The organism is Micromonospora sp. NPDC048835, assembly GCF_040649995.1.
GTDB lineage: Bacteria > Actinomycetota > Actinomycetes > Mycobacteriales > Micromonosporaceae > Micromonospora.
The window spans coordinates 73,383-94,474 of record NZ_JBEZGM010000011.1 but is presented as its reverse complement, the minus strand read 5'-3'; the positions used below and the strand labels follow the sequence as shown (position 1 = coordinate 94,474).

Sequence of the window (21,092 nt, the reverse complement as noted above, 5' to 3'; positions counted from 1 at the left end):
CGGGCCCGCCGCACCAGGTGGATTCAGGCGGTCACGCAGGTGCCCGCCGTTGTGCCTGGGCCGGTGCCGGTGCCCTGGAAGCCGAAGTTCGTCGACTGCCGGCCGAGAACCCGCCCGTTGTAGCTCACGTTGGTGAACCTGACGTTCCCGCTGACGCCGCTGACCTGGGCGTTCCAGGCGCTGGTGACCGACCCGTTGGGCAGCGCGACGGTGACGGTCCAGCCGTTGATGTCCGACTGGCCGGCGGTGACCGTCACGCTCGCGGTGAAGCCGCCAGCCCACTGGTTGACCGCGATCGACGCGTAGCAGCCGTCACCGGCCGGCGGCGTGGTCGGCGGCGTGGTCGGGGGCTCCGTCGGCGGCGTCGTCGGGGGCGTGGTCGGCGGGGTGGTGGTGGGCGGGTTGGGCGCGCCGTTGGCCAGGCTGAAGGCCAGGTCGGGCTGGAACGACCCGGCGGTGTAGCGGCAGCCGTCCGCCTCACCCGGAGGCTTCACCCACAGGTACGCGTCGATGTTGTTGTCGCCGGTGTTGGTCGTCGGGTACGTCCCGATGCGCCGGTCGGTGTTGTCGTCGCCGCACCAGTCCCCGCTGGCACCGCCGTTGCGGCTGGTGTCGATGACCTGGCGCTTGCCCGAGATGCCCATGCCGTTGAGGGAGGAGATCACCGCCCGGCCGAAGTTCGCCTCGTTCGACGTGGAGTTGTAGTTCGACACGTTGCTGAAGAAGCCGTCGGCGTACTGCACGCCTGCCGCCCGGAGCCGGTTGGCCGTCTCACCCGCGCTGTTCCAGGTGGAGTGGCCGGCGTCGAGGTACACCTTGGCGTTGGGGTTGGCCGACTTGATGGTCCGGGTGGCCGTCGAGATCGCCTGGTTACGCGCGTTGATCTCACTGCTGCTCAGGCACGTCAGCAGGGCGAGCGAGTCGGTCTCCAGGATGATCAGGACGGTCTGGTTGCCCAGCCCTCTGGCGAAGTTCGACACCCACGTCTGGTACTGGTTGAGGTCGGGCGCCCCGCCGGCGCTGGCCCCACCGCAGTCCCGGTTCGTGATCTCGTAGACCGCCAGCACCGGGATCTGCTGTGCCGCGTTCGCGGCACTGATGAACGCGGAGGCCTCGGCCTGCACCGTCGACGGGTTGAAGTTGGCGAACCAGCGGGCCTGGGGCTGGCTCGCGATCTTGTCGCGAATGACGGCGGCGCGCGAGTCGCCGGGGTTGGCGGCGACCCAGCGGACGACTGCCGAACTCGGGTCGCGGTAGAGCGACCCGGACACCGTGCCGGCGGACGCACCGCCGGTGAGACAGACGCTTACGACGGTGGTGGCCGCGACGGCCGCCACACCGATGGCCGCCGATCTACGGCGGAGCGAGGAGAGGATAGCCACGACGTGTTTCCTCCAGATCACATAGACGTATCTAAGTTCATGGGAGCGTTCCCATGGACGGTAGCGGAGGCAAGCGCCGCTGCCAAGATGTCCGGACGTGCTCGCGCTGTCGACATCCCCGTCGCCGGCCGGGTGACGGCCGACCAACCCCTCCGCTTGCGATCTCCAGGGCGTACTAGCCTGTCGCGGTGGCGAGCAATTCTCAGCCGAGCGGCGGGTTCTCCGGCACGCTACGGGCAGTCCTCAATTGCGTGATCGCATTGGCGGTCGGGGTCGGCGCGATCTACGCCCTCGGGCCCTGGTCGGTCGAGTCGCCGGCGCCGGCCGACCCTCCGCGCCCCCTGGGTGCCCCGGCGAAGGTCGCCGGACGGACGGTCTCCGTGCTCGGCGCGGGGGACATCCTGCTGCACCCCGAGTTGTGGGACCAGGCCCGGCAGGACGGCGGCGGCGAGTTCGACTTCGCCCCCATGCTCGAGCCGGTGCGCGAGACCGTCTCCAGCGCGGATCTGGCCCTGTGCCACCTGGAGACGCCGCTGGCACCGCCGGGAGGCCCGTACATCGGCTTCCCCAAGTTCAACGTGCCGCAGGAGGTGGTCAAGGGCATCAAGAGCATCGGGTACGACGGTTGCTCCACCGCCTCGAACCACACCATCGACCAGGGGTACGACGGGGTCAAGCGGACCCTCGACGCGTTGGACAAGTCGGGTCTGGGGCACACCGGCAGCTACCGGACCGAACGCGACTCCCGCACCATCAAGATCTATCGGGCCAAGGGCGTGAAGGTCGGGCACATCAGCTTCACCAAGAGCTTCAACGGCCTGCGCCCCCCGGCCGGCAAGGAGTGGGTGGCGAACCTGATCGACGTGAAGGCGATCCGGCGGGACGCGGCGGCGGCTCGGGAGGCGGGCGCGGAGATCGTGGTGGTCAGCCTCCACTGGGGCACCGAGTACGAGCACGAGCCGGACGTCGACCAGCAGACCTGGGCCCGCCAGATCGCCGCCATCGACGACGTGAACGTCGTCTTCGGACATCACGCGCACGTCGTTCAGCCGGTCGAGCGGATCGGCGACACCTGGATCGTCTACGGGATGGGCAACCAGCTCGCCCGGCACGCCGAGCCGGTGAACGCCAATCGCGACGGCGCGATGACCCGGGTGACGTTCGGTCCGGCCGATGGGCCGAAGAGGTGGAAGGTGGTGGCCATCGAGGCGATCCCCACCTTCGTTGATCTGAACCCGGACATCCGTCTGGTCGATCTTGAGCGGGCGCTTGCGGACCCGGCCCTCTCCCCCGGACGCCGCCGGATCTACGAGGCCGCTGTCGAACGGATCGAGGGCAACCTCTTAACCAGGGCCGCCGACACGTCGGGCCTCGTGGTACGCGGGGTTCCACGCAAGTAACAGCGGTGACTCAGCCGACGCGAAGACGAAATCGGCACGAATCTCTTGGTGGTTGACCTTGCTAGCATTCGCGGCGGCCGGCGGCCGTGCCTGGCTGACGAGCTGGCTGGGATCGCGGTCCAGGGAGTAGCTCCACCGGGAAGGTTGTCGTTTCGTGTCAGGCAGGTCGGCGCAGTACGCGCCATGGCAGTCGACGGCTGGACCTGCGGACGATCATGAACAGCTGGTGGCCTGGCGGCGACGGGCACTCGACCAGCAGTTGCCAGCGGCGGCATTCCCCGCCGGCACGAGCGCGCCCTCCCTGGTCTATCTCTGGACCACCATGTTCGTGGTCGCCATGGCGATCCTCGGGTTCGCGGTCAGCGCCCAGCGCGGCGTACTCCCGGCTGTCGTCGACTCTCAGCGTGACGTCGTGGCCAAGCTGGCGTCCAGCATGCGGGTCGAAGCCAGCGGCCGGGCGACCGACCTGAGCCGGACGGTGCAGGACCGCGGCGCCGCGAGCGACGCCGACCTGCTGACCCGCCTGGTCGGTGACGGCGCCGACTTCACCGGCGCGATGATCGTCGAGACCGCCACCCGGCGATCTCTCGCCGCCAAGGGTGCGGCGCTGCCGATCGACCTGCTGCCGCCGGTGCTGGTGGTGGACAGGACGACAGCGGTCACCACGCCGGACGGCCCCGTGCTCGTCTACGCCGTCGCGCTTGACGACACCCGCGCGGTGCTGGCGATCCAGCCGGTCACCATGCGGAACCTGCGACTCAACCCCGACGCGGGGCACGGCATCCACATGATCGGGCCCGACGGCAAGAGCAGCCTGATGCAGGGGGCCAGCGCGGTCGACGCCGTACACCTGCCGACGGTCTTCGCCGGCCTGGCCGGGTCCGACTCGTCGCAGAGCCGCGAAGTGGTCGTCAAGGAGTGGACGGACCGCAGGCTGGTGGTGTCGTCCGCGCCGGTGGGCGACACCGGGCTCGTGGTCGTCTCCCTGCTCGCCGCGCAGGTGAGCGCCGGGACCTCGGGCACCAAGGGGGTGTTGCTCGGGCTCAGCCTGCTGGTCGTGACCCTGCTCAGCTTCGTACTCATGCGCATGTCGCTGGTCCGACCGGTCCGGGCGCTGCTGGATCAGGCGAAGGCCGACGCCTGCGGCGCGATGACCCGGCACCGTGCGCCGATGCGCATCCGCGAGGCGCACCGGATCACGCGGGCGCTGGCCCTGACCTCCGGCGACCAGTACCCGCCGGACCGGCGCTGGCGGCCGACGGTCCTCCAGGGCCTGACCGCGGCCGTGGTGGTCGCGATGCTCTGGCCGGCGGCGGCCACCGTGCTCGCGTTGCAGGCTCCCGACCCGACGATTCCCGTGCAGTTGGTGCGGGACGCGGAGAGCCGGGCCGAGGAGGCCAGCAATGCCCTGGGGCACCTCCTCGATGACGGCCTGGCCACCGTCTCCCGGGTTTCCCAGGGGGTCAACGCGAAGGACCTTGCCCAGGCCGGCCGGACCCTCGACCGGGAACTCGCCGACGAGCAGCGACTCCGTGCGTTGTACCTGGTCGACCCGGGCGGGAAGATGGTGGCCGGCGCGGGTCGGAAGCCGCTGCGGGCCGCCGCGCCACTGCCCGGCGAGGTCGGCATCCACCTTGACGACACGGCCGAACGGTTGCCGCTGGTGTACGCCTTCAACCAGCGCGCCGACGGGTACGCGGTGGTTGGTGAGTTCGACCCCGACCGCCTGCTCGGGTTGGTCCGTCGGGTCGACGGCCGGGTCCGGGTCGTCGACGCCGAGCTGCGGACGATTCTGGATTCGGAAGGCTTCCAGGCGTTCCAGCCGCTACAGGGCGAGTTGGCCCGGAGCATCGCCGTCGAGGTGCTGCCCGGCAGCACGGTCGGCCGGTCCACCACCACGGACGGCAGCCCCGCGATGGTCGCCGCCTCCGGCCTGACCGTGCCGACGACCGTCGCCCACCTCGAGTGGGCGGTCGTGCTGGAGCAGGACGTCGCCGGGTTGCGCCTGCCGACGATGGTGGAGCGGCGTTGGACCCTGCTGGTGGCCGGTGCCGTGGTGGGCATCGCCCTCCTCACCCACGTGTGGCAGCTCTACATCTACGTCCGGCCGCTGCGCAGGTTGAGTTCGTTCGCCGAGCAGATGAGCGACGGGACGGTGGAGCTGCCCGTTCCGCCGCAGCGGCACGACGACATCGGGGCGATCGCGATGTGTCTGGAGATCTGTCGCCAGGTACGGCACACCGGGTCCGCCCGGTTCGGAGGTGCGCTGCGGCTGCGTGGCGCGGGAGCCGACCGGACCAGCGTCCTCGCCCGCGTCCGGCACGCGGCCGGGGCTCGCAGCCGAGCGACGAAGGGCTGAGCATGTTCTACCTCTACACCGTCTACAGCCTCTGCTGCCTCGCGCTGCTGGTGGCCGGCGTGATCGAGCAGCGGAACCACAACCGCAACCTCGACACCATCCCGCACCGCGTGCTCGTCAACGGGATCCGTGGCAAGAGTTCGATCACCCGACTCTGCGCGGGCGCGCTGCGCGGCGGCAGCAAGGTCGTGGTGGCCAAGACCACCGGCACCGCCGCGCGGTTCATCTTCCCGGATGCCAGCGAGGAGCCGGTACACCGCAAGTTCGGGATCGCGAACGTGGTCGAACAGATCGGCATCGTCCGGCGGGCCGCCGTCTACCACCCGGATGCGCTGGTCATCGAGTGCATGGCGGTCATGCCGGCGTTGCAGGAGATCAACCAGAGCAAGCTCATCCGGTCCACCATCGGGGTGCTCTGCAACGTCCGTGAGGACCACCTCGCGGAGATGGGGCCGACCCTCGACGACGTGGCCCGGTCGCTGAGCCGGTCGATGCCCGAGGGCGGCATCTGCATCACCGCGGAGAAGGACCGGCTGGCGATCCTGGAGCAGGAGGCGGCCAAACGGGACTGCCGACTGATCGCTGTCGACCCGGAGTCGGTGACCGACCAGGAGATGTCGGGCTTCGGCTGGATCACCTTCAAGGAGAACGTGGCGATCGCGCTCGCCGTTGCCGAACAGCTCGGCGTCGACAGGCGCAGCGCACTCGCCGGCATGTGGTCGGCGCCGCCCGATCCGGGGGTGCTCTCGGTGGCCCGGGTCCTCTACGGCGACAAGCGCGTCCGGTTCGCGAACATCTTCGCCGCCAACGACCCGGAGTCGACGTACATGAACATCGAGCAACTGGAGAAGCAGCGGTTGATCAGCAAGCCGTTGACCATGGTGATCAACTGTCGACCGGACCGGGTGGAACGGAACGGTCAGATGGGTACGCTCGCCGGCCGGGTACAGCCGCAGCGCATCGTGTTGATCGGTGAGATGACCCGCAGCGCCCGGGTCAACGTGCCCGCCGAGCTGCAGAGCCGGGTCGTCGACCTGGGCGGGAAACTCCCCTCTGAGCGGCTGATCAGCGAGGTGCTGGCGGTGACCGCCGAGGATGCCTCGATCGTCGCCGTCGGGAACATCCACGGGCAGGGTGAGGTGCTGCTGCACGAACTGGCCGCCCTGCCCAGCTGGGAGCCACGCGACCACACCCGCGCCGAATCGATGCTCCGTCCGCCGACCGCGCGCGCGTCCGCCGTGGACGGCGAGACCGTGTTCCTGGGAAGGACCTACCGGTGACATTCGGAGGAGAACTCAGCGCCCAACTGGCCACCGCCTGCCTCGGCATCGGGCTGGTCTTCGCGCTGCTCTGCTATCTGACCACAAACCTCTCGCCGGGCGGGATGATCACGCCGGGCTGGATCGCTCTCGCGCTGATCGAGGACCCGCTCCAGGCCGCGGTGATCGTGGTGATGACCGTCGTCACCTACGCCCTCACCCGGCTGATGCAGCGCATGGTGATCCTCTACGGCAAGCGCCTCTTCGCCGCGATCGTCCTGCTCAGCGTCCTCCTCCAGATGACGCTGTTCGTGATCGTCCAACGGGACCTGCCGCTGCTCTTCGCGCACCAGACCCTGGGCTTCGTGGCACCGGGTCTGATCGCCTACCAGCTCGTACGCCAGCCACCGAAGGCAACCGTGCTGGCCACCGTCATGGTCACCGTCATCACCTACGGGGTGGCGTTCAGCGGCGTCGTGGCCGGCTTCGTGCCGGTCACCTGAGGCCACACACCCACGAGGGACAGGCATGAACTACCGGACGTACTCCCGCAGCCGCGCCGTGCTGATGACCGTCGCCGCCTTCGCGCTGCTCAGCGGCGGCAGCACCTTCGCCTACGTCGTCGCCCGGCACAGCGCTGCGGATCCGATCGAGCTGAGCCTCGGCGCGCAGGCCGCGCAGGCCGCCCCGCCCGCCGCATCCGGCTACAGCTACCGGAGGTTGAGCGCACCGAACCGGACGTTGATGGTCGACGCCAAGGGAAAGACCGTCGCGATCATGACCGACGGCGCCCGCACGGTGCACATCGGCGGCGCGCGGCGGACGTTCGCCGAGGCGCGGTTCACCAAGGCCAAGGTGCCCACCGACTTCTGGGTACGACTGGCCCCACGGGAGTGGCGGGCGGGCGCCGAGAAGGAGAAGTGGTTCACCGACTGGTTCCGCAGGGCCCGCACCGACCGCTCGCCGGACGTCCTGGCGGTGGCCCGCGAGTACACCTACGTCGCCGTACCGAAGAAGGACGCGAAGGGCCGGCAGTACTCCGGCGACGCCGCCTTCGGGCCGCTGTCGGACATCGACCCGGACGGTCGCGCGGAGAACTCCGACTTCTACGACTACCTCGGTGTGTCGTGGGAGTTCCCCGACAAGAAGGAGAAGCCGACCGCGTCGCACATCCGCAGCCTGGACTGCTCGGGCTTCCTGCGCATGGTCTACGGCTACCGGATGGGCTATCCCCTGCTCGGCACCAACAACGCCGGCCCCGGCCTGCCCCGACGGGCGACCGCGATGGCCTCGGTGGGGCCGGGGGCTCTGCTGATGCCGAACACCGGCAAGCGGGCCCGGGAGCTGGATCGGCTGCTCCCCGGCGATCTTCTCTTCTTCAACGCCGGGCCGGTGCAGGGCGCGAACATCGAGCACTCCGGCATGTACCTCGGCGTCGACGACCGGGGACACCACCGGTTCATCTCCAGCCGTACCACCGCGAACGGCCCGACCATGGGTGACCTGGGCGGCGAGTCCATCCTGGACGGCACCGGCTACTGGGCTCTGCGCTGGCGGACGGCCCGTCGGATCTGAACCCGACGGCGGGTCAGGCCGCGGCGAGCTGCGCCGCTAGCACCGTCGCGACGCGGCTCCGGGCCTCGGCGTCGCGCCGGACCGACCAGCTCAACTCCAGGTGGACGAAGACGGCTTTCAGCTCCGCCGCGGCCCGGCCCTGCTCGTTGGTCCTACCCTCGAGCTGGCCGCACTTCTGCACCCACGCACGGCAGGCGTTCAGCCCCGCGCCGGATAGGCCGTCCGCGATCCGCCGGGCCACCGGGGTCACCGGAGCCGAACCTGTCGACACCACCGCGTCGGAGGTGGGCAGGTTCCGGTCGGCGAAGCCGTGCAGTTGGATCTGGTCGAGGTCGTTCCTGGCGAACTCCGTCGCCAGGGCGTGGAACAGCGACCGGTCGTTGTGGGCGACGTCCGCGTCACCGTCGGCTGCCTGCCGGTGTGCCCCGGCGACAAGCAGCACGCTCGCCGGCGTCTTCCGGTACAACGCCAGGCCGAGCTTCTCCGTGTTGATGTCGAAGCCGGGGTGCGGCACCTCGATCACCGTACGCGGGGTCGCGCCCCGGTCCACGAGCACGGCACCCCAGGAGCGGTCGTCGGAGCCCTCGGCGAGGTAGAGGTCGAACGCCCGACCGGTGGCCGGGTCCGTGCCACGGTGCGCCCGGAAGCCGAGGTCGGCGAAGAGCCGGCCCAGGTCGGGGTCGGCGTTCGGCTCGGTGACCAGCAGTCGCGCTGCCCGCCGGGCCGCCGCCCGTTCCTCCGCGTCCGGATCACGGTACGGATTGTCCCGGGCGAGGCCGGCGGTCAGCTCGTCGATCAGCTGCTCGGGATCGGGCCCCCGCTGCTGTTCGGCACTCGGCTCGGCGTCGGCGCACGCCCCCGAGCCGAGCAGGGCCAGCGTCGCCGCGGCGATCAGCCCGCGGCGGGTGGAACCCGCGGCCGGAAGCGGTGTACGCACCAGTGCAGGCTATCTGATCACCCGCCGCGTTCGTCTCGTGCGGCTGGCCCGGTCAGACCCGGGCCAGCCCCAGCGCACGCACGTCGAACGCCGCATCCGGGCCGTACGACTCGGCGAGACGGCGCTCGAAGGCCTCCGCGTCGATCGTGTACTCCTGCGGGCCCTCGACCTCCAGGACGTGCGCCGCGAGGACACAGCCGACCTGTGCCGCACGCTCGATGGGCAGGTCGGCGGCGAGCGCGGCGAAGAAGCCGGCCCGGAAGCCGTCGCCGACACCCGTCGGGTCGACGATGTCGCCCACCCGGGCCGCCGGCACCAGGACGTCGCCGTCGGGCCCGGTGACCCGTACCCCGTTGGCGCCCAGGGTCACCACCCGTACGCCCACCCGGCGCAGGATGTCGTCCCCGCTCAGCCCGGTCTTCGACTCGAGCAGCGCCGCCTCGTACTCGTTCGTCAACAGGTAGCGCGCGCCGTTGATCATCGCCTCGATGTCCGCCGACGACATCCGGGCCAGTTGCTGCGACGGGTCGGCGGCGAAGGGCAGACCCAGTCGGCGGCAGGCGGCGGCGCGGCCGAGCATGGTGTCCGGGTTCTCCGCGGCGACGATGACGAGCCCGAGCCCGCCGGCCCGCGCGGCGACACCGTCGAGGTCGACCCGGTCGGGCTCGCCCATCGCCCCGGGGTAGAACGACGCGATCTGGCAGAGGTCGGTGTCGGTGGTGCAGATGAACCGAGCGGTGTGCGCGACGGAGCTGACCTGCACCTCCGAACAGTCGACCCCGTGCCGCTCCAGCCAGCCGCGATAGTCGCCGAAGTCGCCGCCGACCGCGCCGAGCAGCACCGGCCGGTGCCCGAGCTGCGCGAGCCCGAAGGCGATGTTCGCCGCGACCCCGCCGCGACGGACGACGAGGTCGTCGACGAGGAACGAGAGCGAGACGGTGTCGAGGCTGCCGGCGATGAGTTGCTCGGCGAACCGCCCCGGGAAACGCATCAGGTGGTCGGTCGCGATCGAGCCGGATACGGCGATCATGCGAGGCGGGCCCTCTCAGTAGCGGTAGTGGTCGGGCTTGTAGGGCCCTTCGACCGGGACACCGAGGTAGTTGGCTTGTTCCTTGGTGAGTTCGGTGAGGCGCACACCCAGCGCGGCGAGGTGCAGTCGGGCGACCTTCTCGTCGAGGTGTTTGGGCAGGGTGTGCACGCCGACCGGGTACTGGTCGGTGCTGGTGAACAGCTCGATCTGGGCGATGGTCTGGTTGGCGAAGCTGTTCGACATCACGAAGCTCGGGTGCCCGGTGGCGTTGCCCAGGTTCAACAACCGCCCCTCGGACAGCACGATGATCGAGTGGCCGTCCGCGAACCGCCACTCGTCCACCTGCGGCTTCACGGTGATCCGCTCGACGTCCCCGCGCTTCGCGAGACCTGCCATGTCGATCTCGTTGTCGAAGTGGCCGATGTTCCCCACGATCGCCTGGTGCTTCATCCGCGCCATGTGCTCGTTCGTGATGACGCTGAAGCAGCCCGTGGCGGTCACGAAGATGTCGGCGGTCTCGACCACGTCGTCGATGGTGGCGACCTGGTAACCGTCCATCGCCGCCTGGAGGGCACAGATGGGGTCGACCTCCGTCACGATGACCCGCGCCCCCTGGCCCCGCAGGCTCTCGGCGCAGCCCTTACCGACGTCGCCGTAACCGAACACGACGGCGACCTTCCCGCCGATCAGCACGTCGGTGGCCCGGTTGATCCCGTCGATCAACGAGTGCCGGCAGCCGTACTTGTTGTCGAACTTGCTCTTGGTCACCGAGTCGTTGACGTTGATCGCCGGGAACAGCAGGGTCCCCGCCTGCTGCATCTCGTACAGCCGGTGCACGCCGGTCGTGGTCTCCTCGGTCACGCCCCTGATGCCGGCGGCGACCCGGGTCCAGCGGCGGTCGTCCTCCCGCAACGATCGCGTCAACACCCCCAGGATGACCTCGTACTCCTCGGAGTCGGCGCTCTCCGGCGACGGCACCGCGCCGATCGCCTCGAACTCGGCACCCTTGTGCACCAGCAGCGTGGCGTCGCCACCGTCGTCGAGGATCATGTTCGGGCCCTGGCCGTCCGGCCAGAGCAGCACCTGCAGGGTGCACCACCAGTACTCTTCGAGGGACTCGCCCTTCCAGGCGTAGACCGGAACACCCGCCGGGGCTTCCGGGGTGCCGGTCGGGCCGACCACGATCGCTGCCGCCGCGTGGTCCTGGGTCGAGAAGATGTTGCAGGACGCCCAGCGGACCTGCGCGCCGAGCGCCACCAGCGTCTCGATCAACACCGCCGTCTGGATGGTCATGTGCAGCGAGCCCGTGATCCGCGCACCCTTCAACGGCTGCCGGTCGGCGAACTCCCTGCGGATCGACATCAGACCCGGCATCTCGTGCTCGGCCAGCTCGATCTCCTTACGCCCGAAGGCCGCCAACGACAGATCCGCCACCTTGAAATCGCTGAAGTCGCCAGTCATGCCCGCACCCTCCCCCAAGGGCGTCGAGGACCGTTGGAGTTCCGTTCAACCGCGGGGGATGCTCCGCACACCGGGCCGCCCCGGGCCCGGGTGCGGAGCAGACACCGTCAGGAGTTGCGGCTGGCCGGGTCGACCCGGGCGTACGTGAGCAGGTCGGCCATCGTGAACTGCCCCGAGAAGCGGGCGGGCAGGGTCGGACGCCAGTTGGGCTGCACGGTCAGGTAGCTCCCCGGGTCGAGCTGGGCGATGCCGATCAGCACCTCGGCGACGATCCGCCCGCCCACCGCGCCCAACGAACCGCCGCCGGCCTGGAGTTGCGCCTCCTTGAGGACGTAGTAGAAGAGCGGGGTGTTGGAGTCCAGACCGAGGCCGTACCCGCTCAGCTCCGGGAAGTTGAAACTGCTCAGCGCCGGGGCGCCGATCTGCGCGGCGATCCGTTGGCCCGACGGGATGCCGAAGGTGAGCTGACGGAGCAGGTCGCGCCCGAGCAGGTTTGCCGACGGCGAGCCGGACGGTGGCGGTGGCAGCGGGAACCCGAACAGCGGCGTCGAGTTGCGGACGTCGATCCACTTGCTCCAACGCACCTGGCCGTCGAAGAACTGGAACCAGAACTGGTAGTCGAGGTAGCGACGGGCGGCCCGCTTGCCGCCGCGCAGGTCGGCCGGGTCGGCGCCGCTGAGCGCCGAGTCGAAGAGCATGGCGTAGAACTCGTCGCCGCCGTCACCGGTGCGGTTGACCAGGTACGCCGGTCGTGGCTGGCTGTGGCCGAAGCGGAACGCCGCAGCGGTGAACTCGACCGGGATGAACGTCGCGTTCGGCTCCGGCCGGTAGAAGCGACGGCCCCCGTTGAGAACTGTGAAGACCGTGCCCGTGCCGGCGATCAGCGGAAGGAACTCGTTGAGCACGATCCACTGGTAGTGCCAGGTGACGATCTTTCGGGCTGCGGCGAACACCTGCGACGCCGCTGTGCCCTGGGCCCGCACCAGGTCGACCACCCGGTTGTGGAAGAGGATGAACGCGGCAGTGATCTGCGAGATCGGCAGGTTCTCGTCGTTGCGGGGGTCGAAGACGATCGCCCTGCCGCTCGAGTTCCGAGGCAGGTCCTCGAAGCGCCCGCCGGACTCGATCTTCAGTTTGGCCGGATCGGCCGAGTTGTAGAGCTCCGGGTTCCCGCTCGGCCCACCGCCGTAGAGCGAGTCGAGGTCGAGGGCCGGCGTCCGGGGGTTGGCCACGGTGGTCGGGTCGACAGGCGTGCCCAGCGGCGCCGTCGTCTCGAACGCCAGGTCGTGGTCGACGAACTGCCCGAAGTACGTCATGCCCTGTGGGACCGAGAAGTTGTCGGGGTTGTTGATGCTGTGCTGCTGCAGGTCGGCGAGGGCCTCCGCGCCGACACTGAGCGGGTCGCGTGCGTCCATCGGGCCGCCGACGCGCGACAGGTCGATGAGCGCGTTCCGCATCTGGGTCGTGGCGGACCCGAACGCCGGCAGCGACGGGAACATCCGACCGAACCGGTTGGAGAACGCGGCCGCCGCGGGCGTCGCGTCGAGCAGAACTCCCCCGGTGCCGGCCACGAGGGCCCCCGCGCCGACTCCGGCCAATAATCGCCGTCGGCTGACACCTCGGGAGGCGTTGTCAAATGCCATGTCGGCCACCTTCCGTCCGCAGGCGCCCGCGTGGACGCACGGGCCGTAAACCCGCGAACCGGCAGCAGTGTGAACCCTTCGGTTAGTGGCGCCCTGGAGCTTCGGTGGTGTCCGGCTGGAGGCCGTTGAGCATGGTGTCGACGAGCGAGGTGTCGTGCTTCGCGGCGCGGAACAGCGGATGGTCGAGCGTCGATCTGAGGAAGTCGCGGGTCGTGGCCACCCCCGGCCCCTCGACGGTGCACTCGTCCAGGGCGCGGGCCATCCGGGCCAGGGCCTGGGCGCGGTCGGGTGCCCAGACGACCACCTTCGCGAGAAGTGAGTCGTAGTCGGCCGGCACCCGGTAGCCGGGGTACCCGTGCGTGTCGACGCGGACGAACGGGCCGGCGGGCAGGTCGAAGCGGGTCAGCTCACCCGGCGTCGGCACGAAGCCGCGGGTCGGATCCTCGACGTTGAGGCGACACTCGATCGCCGTGCCGCGCGGGGTCACCTCGGCCTGGGTCAGCGCCAGCCGTTCGCCGGCGGCGACGAGGATCTGTTGCCGCACCAGGTCGACGCCGGTCACCAGTTCGGAGACCGGGTGTTCGACCTGGAGCCGACAGTTGACCTCCATGAGGTGGAAGTCGTCCCCGCCGCCGACCAGGAACTCGAAGGTGCCCGCGCCCACGTAGCCGACACCGAGCGCACCGGTAACCGCCGCGGCGGTCATCCGGTCGACCATGTGGTGCGGCAACCCGGGCGCGGGCGACTCCTCGATCAGTTTCTGGTGCCGCCGCTGCACCGAACAGTCGCGCTCGCCGAGGTGGATGCCGTTGCCGTAACGGTCGGTGAGCACCTGCACCTCGACGTGGCGGGCCGACTCGAGAAAACGCTCGATGTAGACCCGGTTGTCGCCGAAGAGCAGCTGCGCCTCGGACCGCGCGGAGGCGAACTCGCCCAGGAACGCGGCCGGGTCACGGACCACCCGGACGCCCCGACCGCCGCCGCCGGCGACCGCCTTGATGATCAGCGGAAAGCCGATCTCGTCGGCGACGGCACGGGCGTGTGCCGCCGACTCGACGGCGTCGGTCGTGCCGGGCAGCACCGGCAGGCCGAGGCCCGCCATGATGCCCCGTGTCCGGGCCTTGTCGCCCAGCGCGGCCATCACGGCGGGCGGCGGCCCGATGAACGTGATCCCGTCGGCCTCACAGATCTCGGCGAAGTCCGGGTCCTCGGAGAGGAACCCGTAGCCCGGATGGATCGCGTCCGCCCCCGTACGGCGAGCCGCTTCGATGATGGCCGGGGCGCTCAGGTAACTGCGTCGGCTCGGACCGGGCCCGATCTGGACTGCTTCGTCGGCGAGGCGTACCACTGCCGAGTCGCGGTCGGCGGTCGAGTAGACCGCCACGGTACGCAGCCCCATCTCCCGGCAGGTCCTTGCGATCCGGACCGCGATCTCGCCCCGGTTGGCGATCAGCACCGACTCGAACACTGTCAGTCCTCCGACACAGCTAGGGCGATCAACCGTTCGCCGTACTCGACAGGCGTCGCGTTGGGCACCAGCACCTTCACGACCTCGCCCGCGCGGTCGGCCTCGACCGGGATCATCATCTTCATCGCTTCGAGGATCGCGACCTGCTGGCCGGGTACGACCCGGTCGCCCGGACTGACGAACGGGTCGGCGCCGGGCGACGGTGCGAGGTAGAGCGTGGCCACCATCGGCGCGCACACGTAGTGCAGGCCGGCGTCGGCCTCCACCGGCGGGGCCACCGGGACCGCCGCCACCGCAGGTGTGCCCTCCGGCCACTCCACCTCGACCACCAGGTCGCCGTGCTGCAGCCGGGCACGGCGGACCGGACCCGGCGTCGATCCGATCAGCCGCGCGAGACTACGGACCGCGGCATCCAGCGGGTCGCCGTCACCCTCCGACATTCGTCACACCTCCGATCTGTCGGAAGCGGGCCCGGCGGTGGGCCCGCACCTCCTCGCGGTTGAGACCGGCCAACTCCGCCAACGCGTCGACAACCGCCCGGTGTACGGCCGACGCGGTCGCCCCGGGATCGGCCGGCGCCCCGCCGGGCGGTTCGGCGACCACCCCGTCGACGATGCCGAGCGTGAGCAGGTCGCCGGCCTGGAGCTTGAGCTGCGCGGCCGCCTCGTCGGCCCGACCGGAGTCGTTCCACAGGATCGCGGCGCAGCCCTCCGGGCTGATCACCGAGTACGTCGCGTTGGCGAGCATCAACACCCGGTTGCCGACGCCGAGGGCGAGCGCACCCCCGCTGCCCCCCTCACCGGTCACGACCGCGACGACCGGCACCGTCAACCCGGCCATCAGCCGGATGTTGTCGGCGATGGCGAGAGCCTGCCCGTTCTCCTCCGCCGAGATGCCGTGGTAGGCCCCCGGGGTGTCGATGAGCGTCACGATCGGCGTCGCGAGCTTCTCGGCCAGGCGCATCAGCCGGGCGGCCTTGCGATAGCCCGCCGGCGTCGCCATGCCGAAGTTACGGCTCGCCACCTCGGCGACCGTGTGGCCCTTCTGGTGGCCGATCACGACGGCGGGCCGCCCGTCGATCAGGCCGACACCGCCGACGATCGCAGGGCAGTCACCCGCCAGCCGGTCACCGTGCAACTCCACGAAGCCGTCCACGAAGTGACCGATGTAGTCCAGCGTGGAGGGTCGTCCGAGGTCCCGGGAGAGCGCCACGACCGACCACGCGTCGGCCGCCTCGGGAGGCTCGGCCACCCGTACCCGGTAGGGATCCGGCGCGGACCGCTCGGCCCCCGCGAAGGCCAACAGCCGGCCGATGGTCGGCCGCAGGTTGGACCGGGGCACCAGGTCGTCGAGCATGCCGCGGGCGAAGAGGTACTCGGCGGTCTGGAAGCCGGCCGGCAGGGGCTGGCGCAGGGTCTGCTGGATGACCCGCGGCCCGGCGAAGCCGAGGCGGGCTCCGGGCTCGGCGAGGATGACGTCGCAGAGGGTCGCGAACGATGCCGCGACGCCACCGTAGGTCGGGTCGCTGACCAGCGAGATCGTCAACACCCCGGCCTCGTCGAGGGCCCCGAGCGCCGCGCTCGTCTTGGCCATCTGCATGAGCGACAGCGCGCCCTCCTGCATCCGGGCACCACCGGAGGCGCTGACGATCAGCAGCGGCGTACCGGTCTCGAGCGCCACCTCGGCCGCCCGGGTGATCCGTTCGCCGACGCCCGAGCCGAGACTGCCGCCGAGGAACCGGAAGTCCATGACCGCCGCGACCAACGGCTGCCCCTCGACGGTGCCCCGGACGCAGACGACTGCCTCGTCCAACCCGGTGCGCCGACGGGCCGCCTCGATCCGTTGCGGATAGGGCTTGGTGTCGACGAAACCGAGCGGATCGCCGACGGCGCCCACCGGTGGCAGCTCCTCGACGGAGTCGAGGTCGAAGAGCTGCTCGATCCGTTGGTGCGCGGTGACCTGGTCGTGGTGGTCGCACTCCGGGCAGACGCCCAGGTTGCGATCGACCCGACGCTGGTAGAGCAACGCCCGGCAGCCCGGGCAGATGAGCCAGCTCTTACCGACTGGCGTGTTGACGGTGGCGGTCATGACTGCCCGCGTTCGGCCGCGGCCTTCTCCACGATCTCCCGGATGCGTGCCTGCTGCTCACGTGTGGTCCGGTTGAGGTGGGCGGTCATGCCCTCGTCGTCGGCGTGCCCGCCCGGCCGCATCTCGAAGTCCTGGACCCACCGCATCCGTACGCCGCCGTCCGGAAGCTCGGTGTACTCCCAGAACAGGTTCATGTACTTGAAGGCGCCGGTCTCCAGCCGCCGTGCCCGCACCACCCGGTCGGCGCGGTCGGGCACCCGCTCGGAGACCCAGCTCCAGACCCGGCCGGCCGGGTCGGGGTGCATGGTCAGGCGGAAGACGACAGCCCCGTCGGCGGACGTGGAGAGCACCTCCGTGCTGGCGTACTCGCTGAAGAGGGAGGGCCAGTTGGGGATGTCGTTCGTCAGGTCCCAGACGAGGTCGAACGGTGCGTTGATGACGATCGCGTTGTCCGTGTGTCCGGCCATGGGGTCACCGATCCGCGAGTCGTTGGTTGACGTAGTCGACGGCGAGCCGCGGCGTCTTCATGATCGAAACGGCGTCGTCGGGGATGCGCACCTCGTACTCCTGCTGCACCCGCGCCGCCAGCTCGAGCAGCGCGAGCGAGTCGTAGCCGAGGTCGTCGAACGGCGCGTCGAGCGTCGCCGGGTCGGACCAGTCGGTCTGCTCGACCACGCCGGAACTGGTCTCCAGGATCCGACGCAGGTCGTCGAGGGTCAGCTGGCTCATGATTTTCCTCCAGTGGGTCGCTGCCACCCGTCGCGCACACCGCCGACCTGCGGCACCGGCGACTCGGGGTGCGGGACCTCCTCGGTGTCGACGTGGCCCAGCTCGGGGCGGGGCGCGAGCGGACTGATCTGGAACACGATCAGCGCGGTCTCGCCACCGGCGTTGACGATGCGGTGCCGCTGGCCGCGCCGGACCATGAGGGCTTCGTCGGCGGCGAGCTTGACCTCCGCGCCGTCGACCCGGATCACGACCTCGCCGCGCACGAGGTAGCAGAACTTGTCCGAGTACGGGTTGTACTGCTCGGCCAGGAACTCGCCCGGCTCCAGGCGGACCGTGCCCATGAAGCCCTCGGTCGCGTCGACGGTCTTCGGGCTGAGCAGGATCCGCACCTCCCCGCCGATCCGGTTGATGCCGGGCACGTCGGTGGCGGCGACCTTGACGATCGGTTGCCGGTGCATGGTCATCCCTTCTCTGCGACGAGCACCCGGAAGGGCAGGTCCGTCGGGTGGACGGTGGCCGGGCCGAAGCCCGCCGCGGCGAGGGCCCGGTTGTAGGCGGCCACGGAGTGCGACTCACCCTCGAAGGTCCAGACCAGCATCAAAACCGAGAAGAGGTACGGCGCCGGGTCCAGTGCCGGTGACTCGTCGCCGGTGGTGAAGCCGACGATGACCAGCCGCCCACCCGGCTTGACCACGGAACCGAGCCGTTTCACCAGCTCGTGCACCCGCTCCTCGGAGAAGTGGTGGGTGACGTTGGTGAGCAGCGCGACGTCGTAGGGCCCGCCGAGATCGGTGGTGAACATGTCACCGGGCAGGAACGACGCCCGGTCCCGTACGCCGAGCCGCTCGGCGTGCTTCTCCGTCACGGCGAGCACGTTGGGCCAGTCCAGCGAGGTCACCGCCGCCTGGGGGTTGTGCTGCGCGAGGGTGTAGCCGTAGACGCCGTGACCGCAGGCGACGTCGAGGATGTCGAGTGCGGTGCGCTCCTTCGTCCACGGCGCGAGCGCCTCGGCCATCACCTCGGCGGTCGGCTGGGCGACCTTCGTCGCGTACGCGGCGAAGTCCTCCCAGTAGGTGTACTCGGGGGTCTCGGCGTGCACGTCGAGCACGGTGCCGCCGGCCTTCACCGCGGCGCTGAGGTCGCGCAGCGCGTCCCACTCCCAGTCGCTGGACATCACCTTGACCATGCCGCCCAGGTAGTCCGGGCGGGTGCTGACCAGGTGGTCGGCGGCCGCCGAAGTGAGCGAGAAGTGCTCGCCGGTCCGGTCGGTGAGGCGGATCGCGGTCAGCGCGTCGAGCAGGATGCGTGCGCCTCGCGGGTGGATGCCGAGCTTCGGGGCGAGCCCGCTCGCCGTCGCAGGGCCCGCGGCAAGGGCGTCGAAGACGCCCAGCTCGACCCCGGTACGCAGCAGACTGGTCTTCTTGTAGGCCTGCATCATGTCGTTGATGTCGCGGCGGGTCAGCGTCACGTGATGCTCCCTGTCTCGGGGCTCCAGGTGTAGAAGGGCGTGGCCTTCGAGTCCTGCAGCTCGGTCATGCTGTCCGGCGCGTAGCGCTGCAGGTAGGCCGAGAGGCGCCGGTTGACCTCCTGGAAGTCCGTGCGGGCTCGGGCCGCGAGGAGCTTGTCGAAGACGTCGGTGTCGGCCTCGAGCAGGTGCATGTAGAGGTCCTGGTAGCGGAAGAGCGTGCGCCGCGAGATGCCGACGACGTAGGGCATGTCGCCCTTGTCGTGCTCGGTGAACAGCTCGGCGACCGCGTCGGCGTGGCTGGGGGCCATCCGCATGACCATGAGGGCGCGGTAGGACATCTGTTCACGCTCCCCGCAGGATGGTGGCCAGGGCGGCGGCCAGGGTCTGCTTCTGGTCGTCGACCGGGCCGGTACTGCGCCAGGCGACGATGCCGTCGGGGCGTACCAGCAGCGCCCCGCCGGGGCCGACTCCGCAGCTCGCGAGCCAGGAGCCGTCGTCGGCGAGGTCGCCGTCGGGGCCGGCGGTCAGCGCCGTGATCGGCAGCCCGGTCTCCGCCGAGGCAGCCGCGGCCGCCGCGAGCCAGGCGTCGTCGCCGGGAGCCGTGGCGAGCGTCCAACCCTCGGTGAGCACGTCGATCGTGGAGACCCGGCTGCCGTTGCGGTCGACCCAGCCGTGCGGGGCGCGCGATCCGGGCTGGCCGGTGAAGGTCAGCTCGCGGGGCAGCAGCTCGGTGTCGGCGGGTACGCCGACGACCGCGTTCGAGGTGTACCGGTAGCCCATCGTCACGATGACGAAGTCGCGGTAGGCGGCCTTGTCCTCGTCGGCGAGCTGACCCCGGGTGCGGAAGAGCATCCACGCCTGGTCGGCGGTCGCGGCACCGACCGGACGACGCTCGGCCTCGTACGAGTCGAGCAGGCTCTCGTCGGCGTGCCCCTGAAGCACGTCGGCGAGCTTCCACGCCAGGTTGTGGGCGTCCTGGATGCCAGCGTTCACGCCGAAACCGCCGGCCGGCGGGTGGGCGTGGCAGGCGTCACCGGCGAGGAAGACCCGCCCCGACTGGTACGCGTCGGCGACCATGTGCCGCGCGTCCCAGGGTTGGGCCGACTCGACCTCGATCTCCAGCTCGGGGTCACCGGCCGCGATCCGGGCAAGCTCCACGCAGCGCTCCGGGGTGAAGTCGGCCGGCGACTGCCCCCGCTCGGGGTAGTAGTTCACCCCGAACATCCACCGCCCGGGCTCGATGAAGAGCAGCAGGCCCTGGGCCCGCTGGTTCATCAGGTAGATCAGCGTGAACCGGGGCGCGGTGTCGGGCAGGTCGACCTTGGCGCGGAAGATGATGCTCACGAAGTTCCCGGCCACACCGTTGCTGCGGTTGCCGATCTCCAGCATCTCGCGGACGGGGCTCTTCACGCCGTCGGCCGCGACGACGTAGCGCGCCCGGATGGTGCGGGTCGTGCCGTTGTCGTTGACCGTCGCCGTCACGCCGTCGGAATCCTGAACCAGCCCGACCAGCTCGTTCTGGAAGCGGATGTCCGCGCCCGCCTCGACGGCGGCGTCGAAGAGCAGCGGCTCGTAGTGGTCCTGCCCGCACCAGATCGGCCAGCTCGGGGTGAACCTGTCGTAGTCGACGTCGTGCGCCTCCATGACGAACGACTTGTGCAGGTCGGCCAGCGACTGGGCGCCGAGCATCACCAGCGGCGTGGCGCGACCGGCGCGGACGAGGTCGAGTTCCGCTCCCGGCCCGACGATCTTCATGCCGGCCTGCTGCACGGCCGGCTCCAGGCCGACCGTGCGGAAGATCTCCACCGTGCGGGCGTGCAGACCCGTCGCGCGGGGAATCGTGGACAGCCGGGGCCGCCGTTCGACGAGGATCGGCCGGACCCCCTTGCGGGCCAGGAAGAGCGCGGTCGACAGGCCGACCGGGCCGCCGCCGACGATCAGGACGTCGGTGCTTCCGTCAGACATGAGCGTCCTCCGTGTAGACGACTTTGTAGAGGTGGCGTTCCGGGGTGGCGATCGCGCGTACCTCGCCGAAGTGCGGGTGGACCTCGGGGCTCTGGAGCATCGCGGTGAAATGCTCCTCGCTCTTCCACTGCGCGTAGTTGACGACCCGGGTCCCGTCGAGACTGGCGTGGATGTTCGCCGACACGAACCCGTCGACCTTGGACATCACCGCGTCGGTCGCCTCGATCAGGATGTCGACGAGCTTCTGCTGGTTGGCCGGCTCGACGGTGAAGACGTTGACCATCGTCACGACCGGCTGGTCGATGCCGATGTGTGCCATTGCGGGCTT

General features: G+C 70.3%; 20 protein-coding genes. 5 read left to right on the top strand and 15 right to left on the bottom strand.

The window, feature by feature from the left end:
• Positions 1-23 precede the first annotated feature (23 nt).
• Positions 24-1,382: a glycoside hydrolase family 6 protein gene (locus AB0C15_RS15615; protein WP_357352324.1), complete on the bottom strand. Its 1,359-nt coding sequence runs from the start codon at positions 1,380-1,382 to the stop codon at positions 24-26.
• Positions 1,383-1,570: 188 nt separating this feature from the next.
• Here AB0C15_RS15615 and AB0C15_RS15610 point away from each other — a divergent pair, with 188 nt between their 5' ends.
• The 5 genes from AB0C15_RS15610 to AB0C15_RS15590 all read left to right on the top strand — a co-directional run bounded on the left by AB0C15_RS15610 (position 1,571) and on the right by AB0C15_RS15590 (position 7,975).
• Positions 1,571-2,782, top strand: a complete 1,212-nt coding sequence (locus AB0C15_RS15610) for a CapA family protein (protein ID WP_357352322.1) — start codon at positions 1,571-1,573, stop codon at positions 2,780-2,782.
• Between the two features lie 154 nt (positions 2,783-2,936).
• Positions 2,937-5,141 (top strand): HAMP domain-containing protein, encoded by a 2,205-nt coding sequence (locus tag AB0C15_RS15605; RefSeq protein ID WP_357352320.1) that lies wholly within the window; start codon positions 2,937-2,939, stop codon positions 5,139-5,141.
• A gap of 2 nt (positions 5,142-5,143) precedes the next feature.
• Positions 5,144-6,421, top strand: a complete 1,278-nt coding sequence (gene pgsB / locus AB0C15_RS15600; RefSeq protein WP_357352318.1) for a poly-gamma-glutamate synthase PgsB — start codon at positions 5,144-5,146, stop codon at positions 6,419-6,421.
• A complete protein-coding gene (locus AB0C15_RS15595) occupies positions 6,418-6,903 on the top strand; it encodes a poly-gamma-glutamate biosynthesis protein PgsC/CapC (RefSeq protein ID WP_355005071.1) in 486 nt (161 codons plus the stop codon). The genes pgsB and AB0C15_RS15595 overlap by 4 nt, the downstream gene beginning before the upstream one ends.
• Before the next feature lie 25 nt (positions 6,904-6,928).
• Positions 6,929-7,975 carry an NlpC/P60 family protein gene (locus tag AB0C15_RS15590; protein ID WP_357352316.1) on the top strand — a complete coding sequence of 349 codons (1,047 nt, stop codon included), beginning with the start codon at positions 6,929-6,931 and terminating at the stop codon, positions 7,973-7,975.
• A gap of 13 nt (positions 7,976-7,988) precedes the next feature.
• Here AB0C15_RS15590 and AB0C15_RS15585 read toward each other — a convergent pair whose 3' ends face one another.
• The 14 genes from AB0C15_RS15585 to AB0C15_RS15520 form a co-directional block, all read right to left on the bottom strand.
• Positions 7,989-8,912 (bottom strand): hypothetical protein, encoded by a 924-nt coding sequence (locus AB0C15_RS15585; protein WP_357352314.1) that lies wholly within the window; start codon positions 8,910-8,912, stop codon positions 7,989-7,991.
• 52 nt (positions 8,913-8,964) lie between these two features.
• On the bottom strand, positions 8,965-9,942 hold the full coding sequence (locus AB0C15_RS15580) for a carbohydrate kinase family protein (RefSeq protein ID WP_357352312.1): 978 nt from the start codon (positions 9,940-9,942) through the stop codon (positions 8,965-8,967).
• A gap of 15 nt (positions 9,943-9,957) precedes the next feature.
• A complete protein-coding gene (gene ahcY, locus AB0C15_RS15575) occupies positions 9,958-11,403 on the bottom strand; it encodes an adenosylhomocysteinase (protein ID WP_357352310.1) in 1,446 nt (481 codons plus the stop codon).
• Positions 11,404-11,510: 107 nt separating this feature from the next.
• Complete coding sequence (locus tag AB0C15_RS15570; protein ID WP_357352308.1) at positions 11,511-12,974, bottom strand: peroxidase family protein; 1,464 nt, start codon at positions 12,972-12,974, stop codon at positions 11,511-11,513.
• Between the two features lie 154 nt (positions 12,975-13,128).
• A complete protein-coding gene (locus tag AB0C15_RS15565; protein WP_357352306.1) occupies positions 13,129-14,514 on the bottom strand; it encodes an acetyl-CoA carboxylase biotin carboxylase subunit in 1,386 nt (461 codons plus the stop codon).
• 2 nt (positions 14,515-14,516) lie between these two features.
• Positions 14,517-14,954, bottom strand: coding sequence for a biotin/lipoyl-containing protein (locus AB0C15_RS15560; RefSeq protein WP_357352304.1), 438 nt, complete (start codon positions 14,952-14,954; stop codon positions 14,517-14,519).
• Positions 14,941-16,602, bottom strand: a complete 1,662-nt coding sequence (locus AB0C15_RS15555; protein ID WP_357352303.1) for an acetyl-CoA carboxylase carboxyltransferase subunit alpha — start codon at positions 16,600-16,602, stop codon at positions 14,941-14,943. The genes AB0C15_RS15560 and AB0C15_RS15555 overlap by 14 nt, the downstream gene beginning before the upstream one ends.
• Positions 16,599-17,069 carry an SRPBCC family protein gene (locus tag AB0C15_RS15550; RefSeq protein WP_357352301.1) on the bottom strand — a complete coding sequence of 157 codons (471 nt, stop codon included), beginning with the start codon at positions 17,067-17,069 and terminating at the stop codon, positions 16,599-16,601. Before AB0C15_RS15550 ends, AB0C15_RS15555 begins: the two co-directional genes overlap by 4 nt.
• 4 nt (positions 17,070-17,073) lie before the next feature.
• Positions 17,074-17,331 carry an acyl carrier protein gene (locus tag AB0C15_RS15545; RefSeq protein ID WP_357352299.1) on the bottom strand — a complete coding sequence of 86 codons (258 nt, stop codon included), beginning with the start codon at positions 17,329-17,331 and terminating at the stop codon, positions 17,074-17,076.
• Positions 17,328-17,789, bottom strand: a complete 462-nt coding sequence (locus AB0C15_RS15540) for a cupin domain-containing protein (RefSeq protein WP_357352297.1) — start codon at positions 17,787-17,789, stop codon at positions 17,328-17,330. Before AB0C15_RS15540 ends, AB0C15_RS15545 begins: the two co-directional genes overlap by 4 nt.
• Before the next feature lie 2 nt (positions 17,790-17,791).
• The gene (locus tag AB0C15_RS15535; RefSeq protein ID WP_357352295.1) at positions 17,792-18,799 is read right to left on the bottom strand and encodes a class I SAM-dependent methyltransferase; all 1,008 of its coding nucleotides are present in this window, start codon (positions 18,797-18,799) and stop codon (positions 17,792-17,794) included.
• On the bottom strand, positions 18,796-19,137 hold the full coding sequence (locus tag AB0C15_RS15530) for a TcmI family type II polyketide cyclase (RefSeq protein WP_357352293.1): 342 nt from the start codon (positions 19,135-19,137) through the stop codon (positions 18,796-18,798). Before AB0C15_RS15530 ends, AB0C15_RS15535 begins: the two co-directional genes overlap by 4 nt.
• Before the next feature lie 4 nt (positions 19,138-19,141).
• Complete coding sequence (locus AB0C15_RS15525) at positions 19,142-20,764, bottom strand: FAD-dependent oxidoreductase (RefSeq protein WP_357352291.1); 1,623 nt, start codon at positions 20,762-20,764, stop codon at positions 19,142-19,144.
• A complete protein-coding gene (locus AB0C15_RS15520) occupies positions 20,757-21,083 on the bottom strand; it encodes an antibiotic biosynthesis monooxygenase family protein (RefSeq protein ID WP_357352289.1) in 327 nt (108 codons plus the stop codon). Before AB0C15_RS15520 ends, AB0C15_RS15525 begins: the two co-directional genes overlap by 8 nt.
• Positions 21,084-21,092 lie beyond the last annotated feature (9 nt).